Origin of the sequence: Bacillus sp. AFS088145, assembly GCF_002564465.1 — a bacterium.
GTDB lineage: Bacteria > Bacillota > Bacilli > Bacillales > Bacillaceae_G > Gottfriedia.
In genome coordinates, this window is record NZ_NUUX01000065.1 from 1 (window position 1) to 7,344 (window position 7,344).

General features: G+C 32.2%; 6 protein-coding genes and 1 pseudogene. 5 read left to right on the top strand and 2 right to left on the bottom strand.

Going from position 1 to position 7,344, the window contains the following annotated elements; genetic code table 11:
* The first annotated feature begins 314 nt into the window (after positions 1-314).
* Positions 315-542, top strand: coding sequence for a hypothetical protein (locus tag COI44_RS23555; protein WP_098430045.1), 228 nt, complete (start codon positions 315-317; stop codon positions 540-542).
* Between the two features lie 189 nt (positions 543-731).
* On the opposite strand, the gene COI44_RS23560 is transcribed toward COI44_RS23555, so the two are convergent.
* Together COI44_RS23560 and COI44_RS23565 are read right to left on the bottom strand one after the other, a co-directional pair.
* Positions 732-1,496 carry a DUF695 domain-containing protein gene (locus COI44_RS23560; RefSeq protein ID WP_098430046.1) on the bottom strand — a complete coding sequence of 255 codons (765 nt, stop codon included), beginning with the start codon at positions 1,494-1,496 and terminating at the stop codon, positions 732-734.
* 29 nt (positions 1,497-1,525) lie between these two features.
* A complete protein-coding gene (locus tag COI44_RS23565) occupies positions 1,526-2,407 on the bottom strand; it encodes a 5'-3' exonuclease (RefSeq protein WP_056470398.1) in 882 nt (293 codons plus the stop codon).
* 238 nt (positions 2,408-2,645) lie between these two features.
* Here COI44_RS23565 and ilvA point away from each other — a divergent pair, with 238 nt between their 5' ends.
* The 4 genes and pseudogenes from ilvA (at position 2,646) to COI44_RS23585 (ending at position 7,004) form a co-directional block, all read left to right on the top strand.
* The gene (ilvA, locus tag COI44_RS23570; RefSeq protein ID WP_098430047.1) at positions 2,646-3,905 is read left to right on the top strand and encodes a threonine ammonia-lyase IlvA; all 1,260 of its coding nucleotides are present in this window, start codon (positions 2,646-2,648) and stop codon (positions 3,903-3,905) included.
* 356 nt (positions 3,906-4,261) lie between these two features.
* Entirely contained in the window at positions 4,262-4,525 is a 264-nt protein-coding gene (locus tag COI44_RS23575) for an ArsR/SmtB family transcription factor (protein WP_098121922.1), read from the top strand.
* Positions 4,526-4,599: 74 nt separating this feature from the next.
* Positions 4,600-5,700: an alkene reductase gene (locus COI44_RS23580; RefSeq protein ID WP_098430048.1), complete on the top strand. Its 1,101-nt coding sequence runs from the start codon at positions 4,600-4,602 to the stop codon at positions 5,698-5,700.
* 112 nt (positions 5,701-5,812) lie between these two features.
* Positions 5,813-7,004: pseudogene (locus tag COI44_RS23585) on the top strand (MFS transporter).
* Positions 7,005-7,344: the final 340 nt, after the last annotated feature.

Sequence of the window (7,344 nt, forward strand, 5' to 3'; positions counted from 1 at the left end):
AATCCTTATGCAACTAACGCGTGCGATAGTTCTATAACAGAATTAGAAAAATAAAGAGTAATTAGAGTATTTACAAGCTGGATTTTTGGAGGTTGCTATGAAAATTAAAAAGAATCCAGTTGAAAACCTCAATGATGCAGTTAACAATTCAATGTCTGGTGACTTAAATGGAATATCAAAAATAGGATGCTTTCCTATGATTATATTAGTGGTTAGGCTAAAAAGTCGATTTTTTTAACGGAACTAAATGGCAGATTAGATGTATAAGGAATGATATTATTTTAGTAAAACTGTATTGGCAAGGGAGTAATAAATTGGAGAAATATTTTTCATCAGGGGCTTGGTTTGTACAAATTTTGGGATTAAGTATTAGTATAGTAACAGTAAAACTCTATACTAAAGAAAGTCACAATAAGTCAAAGAAATCAGGGGGGCTTTCTTTAATTGCTCAAATTTTCTTACTCCTACCATGGTACGTTTGTAAAAGCGTATTTATATTAATGGGTTTATTATTTATTATATTACCAATATTTTCTTTTTAAGAAGAAATAGCTAAAGCAACTAAACCACTGCATTAATTGAATAATAGTTTCTAAGCTTGTCTAATTAGAAAACCTATTTCTAGTTCAAAAATCAACATTTAAATTTAACAGAGCCAAATTAAAAAGAACACTACTTTTTTAGTTATTCAAAAACTGTAGTGTTCTTTTATTTAATTATGAAGTTATTGTTTATTCTTTGATAACAAGAGTTTCCCATCCATCATAATTACCACCGAAATGCTCTGAAGATTCGATTAAGAAATCAGTTAGTTCATCTATACTATCTAAATCAACATAATCAATTCTAGAAATACGTACGGTAAATTCATAGTCTTCATCTAAATCTTCATCATTATTTGAATACTTTCCTTCAAAATTAAAGCCTTCTTTTGCAATTTCGCTAATAAACCCATTTATCTTTATTTCATCATTAAATAGAATGAAATGTTCGACTTTACGAGGTAATTTTAATTTGTCACCAGATCTTTGTAATTGCTCGATTAATTCAGCGTTGCTTATATGCTGCAGATGGTATTGGTTTGGATAAAGAAATTCGAAATAATATTCCCAAAGTTCCTCTTCATCCATACCATACATTTCAAAATCGTAATCATTTGCTTCAATGATTTGATGAGCAACTTCAATTAGCATTTTAGGATCGTGTTCCGAAGTATAATAGACAAGTTCTCTAAAACTATCAGTCGTCACTCTTCCAACATTAAGGTAGAGTTTTGGATTAATTCGTTTATCAATATCCTTATTAACTTTTTCTAAAACATTTAATTCATGTTTACTAGGAAAACCTCGTTCGTCTGGATTTTTTATTTGTAGCTTTATACAAACAATCGTTGGATAATCTTCGATGTTTGCTTCTTCAGTAATTGCCATATCTAATACTACAGTTGCAGGTTTATCATTTATAAAACTAAAATACGCATTCCAATACTCAGACATTTATATTTCTCCTAAATAAAATTTGATTTTTATCGCTTAACACGAATTTCTAATTCCTCAAGCTTAAGTGATAATTTATCCTCATCAATATTAATTTTTAAATCCTCAAATGTATATTCAGCAAAATGTGGTATATCAATTGTAATGGCAGAAAGCTCTTTACTAATAAAAGTAGAGTCTTTCCCAGCTTCTAATTTCTTTTTGTAGCGATTAAATTTAGAATCAAGATTTTCCATATTCTCGTACAATTCTTCAACTGAGTTATAAAGTTGAATTAATGGAATAGCCGATTTTTCTCCTACTCCAGGGCAACCAGGTATATTATCACTAGAATCACCTAATAATGCTTTTACATCAACCCATTGTTTCGGGTGGATCCCATAATCATTACTGAAGTGCTCAAGGGAGTAAACAATTTCACCAGTTTTTTGAGCAATGATTTGAGATGTATGCTCGTTTATTAATTGTAGTAAGTCTCGATCATTACTATAAATATAGCATTTATTTTTAACAGAATTAGACCAATTATTTGATAAGGTACCCATTAAATCATCTGCTTCATATGGTGCCATTTCAAGTTGAGCAATACCGATTTCTTCTAATGCTGTTTTTAAAGTGAAAAATTGTTCAATAAGTGGCGTTGGTAGTTCTCCACGAGTTGCTTTATAAAAATCATATTTATTTCGACGATCAGTTTCTTCACGTTTAACATCCCAAGTAATTGCAAGATGAGTAATGTCATGCTCTTTAATTAAGTTAAATAGCTTTGGTATAAATACCCTTAATGCATTTATATAAACGCCATCTTTTGTCTTAGAAAGTTGTTCATCACTTCTACCATATGAAGTAGCAAAATAACCTCTACTTAATAGGTTAAAGCCATCAATTAATAATAAAGATTGATTTTCCATTTTATAAATCACCTAATATCTATTTATTTAATATGAAAATGATAGCATATCCTACTAAAAATGATAACTAGTGTATTACTGCCAATTAGAATGAAAGTACCGATATTTGGCACATTTTATTTCAATCATGTAAATTGACATAAAACTTTCATTAGAAAATTGAATTTTCTGTTTATTAATTAGTTAACTTTTACTATAATGGAATTTATATAAAAAAATGCAAAGGGTAGGTAGTTATATGGAGAAAGTAAAAAGTACAGTTAAGATTGAGGATATTTTAGTTGCCTATAATACGTTAAAAGAAGTTACGAATAAAACACCTTTGCAGATTAGTACCATGCTTAGTGAAAAATATGATTGTAACGTATTTTTAAAGCGAGAGGATTTACAAATAATCCGCTCATTTAAGCTTAGAGGAGCATATTACAAAATTAGCAACTTGTCTTATGAAGAAAGACATAAAGGGGTTGTATGTGCAAGTGCAGGCAATCATGCTCAAGGTGTAGCATATACATGTAATCATTTGCAGGTGTATGCGAAAATATTTATGCCAACAACAACGCCGAATCAAAAAGTATCTCAAGTGAAATTCTTTGGTGGCCCATTTGTTGAAGTTATATTAATCGGTGACACCTTTGATATTGCTCATCAAAATGCACAAACTTATTGCAATGAAAATCAAATGACATTTATTCATCCATTTGATGATCAAGATGTAATTGCAGGACAAGGTACTGTTGCAGTTGAAATATTAAATGAAATTGACCGTCCAGTAGATTATCTATTCGTAGCAATCGGCGGAGGTGGATTAAGCTCTGGAGTTGGAACATACATAAAAGGAATTAGTCCTTCAACTAAAGTAATTGGAGTAGAGCCAATGGGTGCTGCTTCAATGGCCGAATCGATTGCAAATGGTAGAGTTGTAACTTTACCTTCTATTGAGAAATTTGTTGACGGAGCAGCGGTTGGCCAAGTTGGTTATTTAACATATGAAATCTGTAGAGATGTACTTGACCAAGTTGTCGCAATTCCAGAAGGCGAGATTTGTACAACGATTTTAGAGCTTTATAATAAAAATGCAATAATTGCAGAGCCCGCTGGAGCTATGTCTGTATCAGCTTTAGAATTATTTAAAGATGAAATAAAAGGTAAGAATGTCGTTTGTATCGTATCTGGAGGAAATAATGATATTGACCGACTTCAAGAAATAAAAGAAAGGTCTTTAATTCATGAAGGACTAAAACATTATTTCATCATCAACTTCCCACAACGATCAGGCGCATTACGTGAATTTCTTGATAAAGTATTAGGACCAAACGATGATATTACGAGGTTTGAATACACAAAGAAAAACAATAAGGACAATGGGCCAGCACTAGTTGGAATAGAATTGGCAAATAAGTCCGATTACAAAGCATTGATTGAGCGAATGAATCTTCATGAAATTCAATTCATGGAAATAAACAATAACCCAACATTGTTTAATCTACTCATTTAGATTTTACGGGTTGATTTCATTAAGTAGAAAGTGAAAAACCCCACAAGGTAATGAAGTCCCTTGTGGGGTTTTTGGATTTCTCAAAAAAAATACAATACAAGAGAAAATATACATTCCAGAATAGTGCATCAACAAGTTATCTATGAATAAAGCATGTTCGTTTTACTTGCAAACGTATATTCCTGAAGAAAATCAACGCTCTAAAATTAAGTCAAGATCAACTATTCTTGCTCTTCAATTTACCAAATTTTTTTTATATTTTATGATTCATGTCTCTTGACATCATAAATTAGTTAAAATACAATATTTCTAGAAATACTGAAATAAGTGCTGGTCTTTGAGAGGAGGTTAAAGTGGTGAACGATGATATTGCAGTAAAGGTTTATAAAGCATTAGGAGAATCCACTCGTTTACAAATTGTTAAAGTACTTGCTAAGCAATCTGAATTAGCTTGTTTAGAAATGAAAAATCAAATAAAAGTATCGGCCAATTCTACATTGACACATCATTTAAAACCATTACTTGATTGCGGCTTGCTAACAGTTCGCAAAGAGGGAACCTTCAGATACTATAGTTTACAACGAGAAGTTTTAGAAAAATATGCACCCGCTTTACTTTAAAAATAAAGCGGTATAATTTTAGTTTATATTTCAGTATTTATAGAAATACCGAATAATCAAAGGGGGAATTGAATATGAGTTTAGTAAGCAAAGATGAAACTAGTTGGGGAAAATTAGAAAATGGTCTTGAAAGTAAACTTTTTGAACCAGTAAAAATAGGTGCATGGAATTTACGTAGTCGTACAGCAATGGCTCCATTAACAAGAAGTTTTGCAAATGATCAAACAGGTGTAGTTGGAGAAGATATAGTTGAATATTATCGTAAACGCGCTGCAGATGGCGTAGGTTTGATTATTTCGGAAGGAACAGTTATTAGTCCACGTGGAAAAGGTTACCCAGGTATTCCTGGAATTTATTCTGAGGATCAAATTAAAGCTTGGAAAAAAGTAACTGATGCTGTTCATAAAGAGGGTGGCACAATGATTTCTCAAATATGGCACGTAGGCCGATTATCTCATCACGAGCTTGCTGGAAATATGCCACCACAAGCACCTTCAGCGATTCCTGCAGAAGGATTAGTCTCGCGTTTTCGTAAGCCATATGATCTACCTGAAGAAATGACTACCGAGGATATTAAAGAAGTAATCAATCAATATGCTCAAGCAGCTAAAAATGCGATTGAAGCTGGTTTTGATGGAGTCGAAATTCATGCTGCACATGGATACTTAATCGATCAATTTAATTCAGATGTTACAAATCATCGTACGGATCAATATGGTGGAGAACTTCCACAAAGATTAACTTTCATGAAGGAAGTAATAAAAGCAGTTATCGAAGCAATTGGTACTGAAAGAACGATGATTCGTTTTTCTGCACATAAAGCTGATATTCCGGGTTATATGTGGGAAGATCCAGACTATGCAATCCGTACATTTATTGAAGCATTCAAGGAAGTCGGTGCAACTTTATTACACCCTTCGATTATGCAATTTGAACGTATACTTGCAGATGGTAAAACGATGCATCAGCTTGTTAGAAAATACTGGGATGGAATTATTGTTGGAGTAGGAACGTTAAATCCTGAAATGGCAGAAAAAGCTATCAAAGAAGGAACAATTGATGTTGCTGCGTTCGGGCGTCCTCTAATTTCGAATCCAGATCTTTTACACCGTTTGAAAAATGGTGAAGCAATTGAAGAATATGATGTTAAAAAGCATTTAAATGTTCTAATCTAAACTTTGATATGAATAGATAGTAAGAAGGAAGCTAATCAAGTGGCTTCCTTCTCTAAAGTTTAATATTTCGGTATTTATAGAAATACATAATTATGTTGAAAGGAATTATTTTATGACAAATAAAGGGAAAATTTATATCTTAGCAATGATAAGTTTTTTAGTAGGAACTTCACAATATGTTATTTCTGGAATCTTAGATAAAATGGCCAATGAATTAGGTATTTCGATTGAAGCTGCAGGGCAACTAATTACGGTGTATTCATTGATCTATGCGATCGGAACACCGATATTAATGGCCGTATTAGCCAAAATGGAACGCCGAAAATTACTACTATTTTCTTTGAGCGTATTTATTTTAGGTAATTTATTAGCAGTAATTGCACCTGGTTACGGTATGTTTATGGTTGCGCGCATTATAATGGCGTTAAGTGCTGGAGTTACTGTTGTAACAGTACTTAGCTTGGCTGCAAGGATTGCTCCAGCAGATAAAAAGGCAAGTTCAATTGCCACTGTTGTCATGGGTTTTACTGCTTCACTGATTATAGGGGTCCCAATTGGTAGATTTATAGCAGCTGCTTATGATTGGAGATTAGTCTTTCTTGGGGTTGCCATATTCGTTTTAATTTCTTTAGCAATTATCGTTAAAACAATTCCACAAACACATGGTGATAAACCAGTTCCATTTTTTGCAACAAATTTCATTAATTAAACAACCAAAAATTGCATTAGCTTTATCTATTAATTTTTTCTTAATGAGCGGATATGGGATCGTATTTACTTATTTATCACCGTACCTTATTCAAACTACTAAGATGAGCGATCACATATTAAGTTTTACTCTTCTAATACTTGGTATAGCTAGTTTATTTGGATCTAAATTCGGGGGATTCAGTGCAGATAAGTGGGGAATTACGCTTACTTTAAAACGAGGTTTAGTACTTAATATTTTATCAATTTTATTATTATCATTCATTTCTAGTTCAATCAATACAGTGATTATTATCCTTACATTATGGTCATTTTCGGGATGGTCATCTGGTGCAACACAACAATTTAATTTAGCAACAATTTCACCAAATTCATCAGATGTTTTATTAGGTTTAAATCAGTCAATGATGCAATTAGGGTTTGCATTTGGTGCAGCAATCGGAGGCCTTGCAGTCAGTCAATTGTCCATCCGTTCAATTACATGGTTGGGTTCAATTCCGGTAGTGGTTTCTTTAATCGTAACAGTTGGATTATCACGTTATTTAATGAATGAAAAGAAAGTCAGACAAGGCGTTGGCACTCAAATTAGAGCATAAATTGACTAATTTATTATTGAAAAAAATTTATTACTTAGTTTTGTGAAAAAATAATATATACTTTGTGGGGCTGTCTTATGTGTCGGTTTAATTGACAATTAGGCGCCCCATTTATGAATGTACGAGTGTTTGGTCGATCTTTTTTAGAGAGAATAAGAAATTTTTTATTGCATTTAGTTTGGAATGAGAGCAGAAATGATTGTTTTTCATATGAAAGTATCTTAACTGCACAGATTTTAAGTCAAAATACCATTACCTGTATAGGTAATTTTTTATTTTATTTGCGATTCTTTGGGATTTAATTGCAGATATGCTAATTTTTGCATGTAGACTAAAAAAC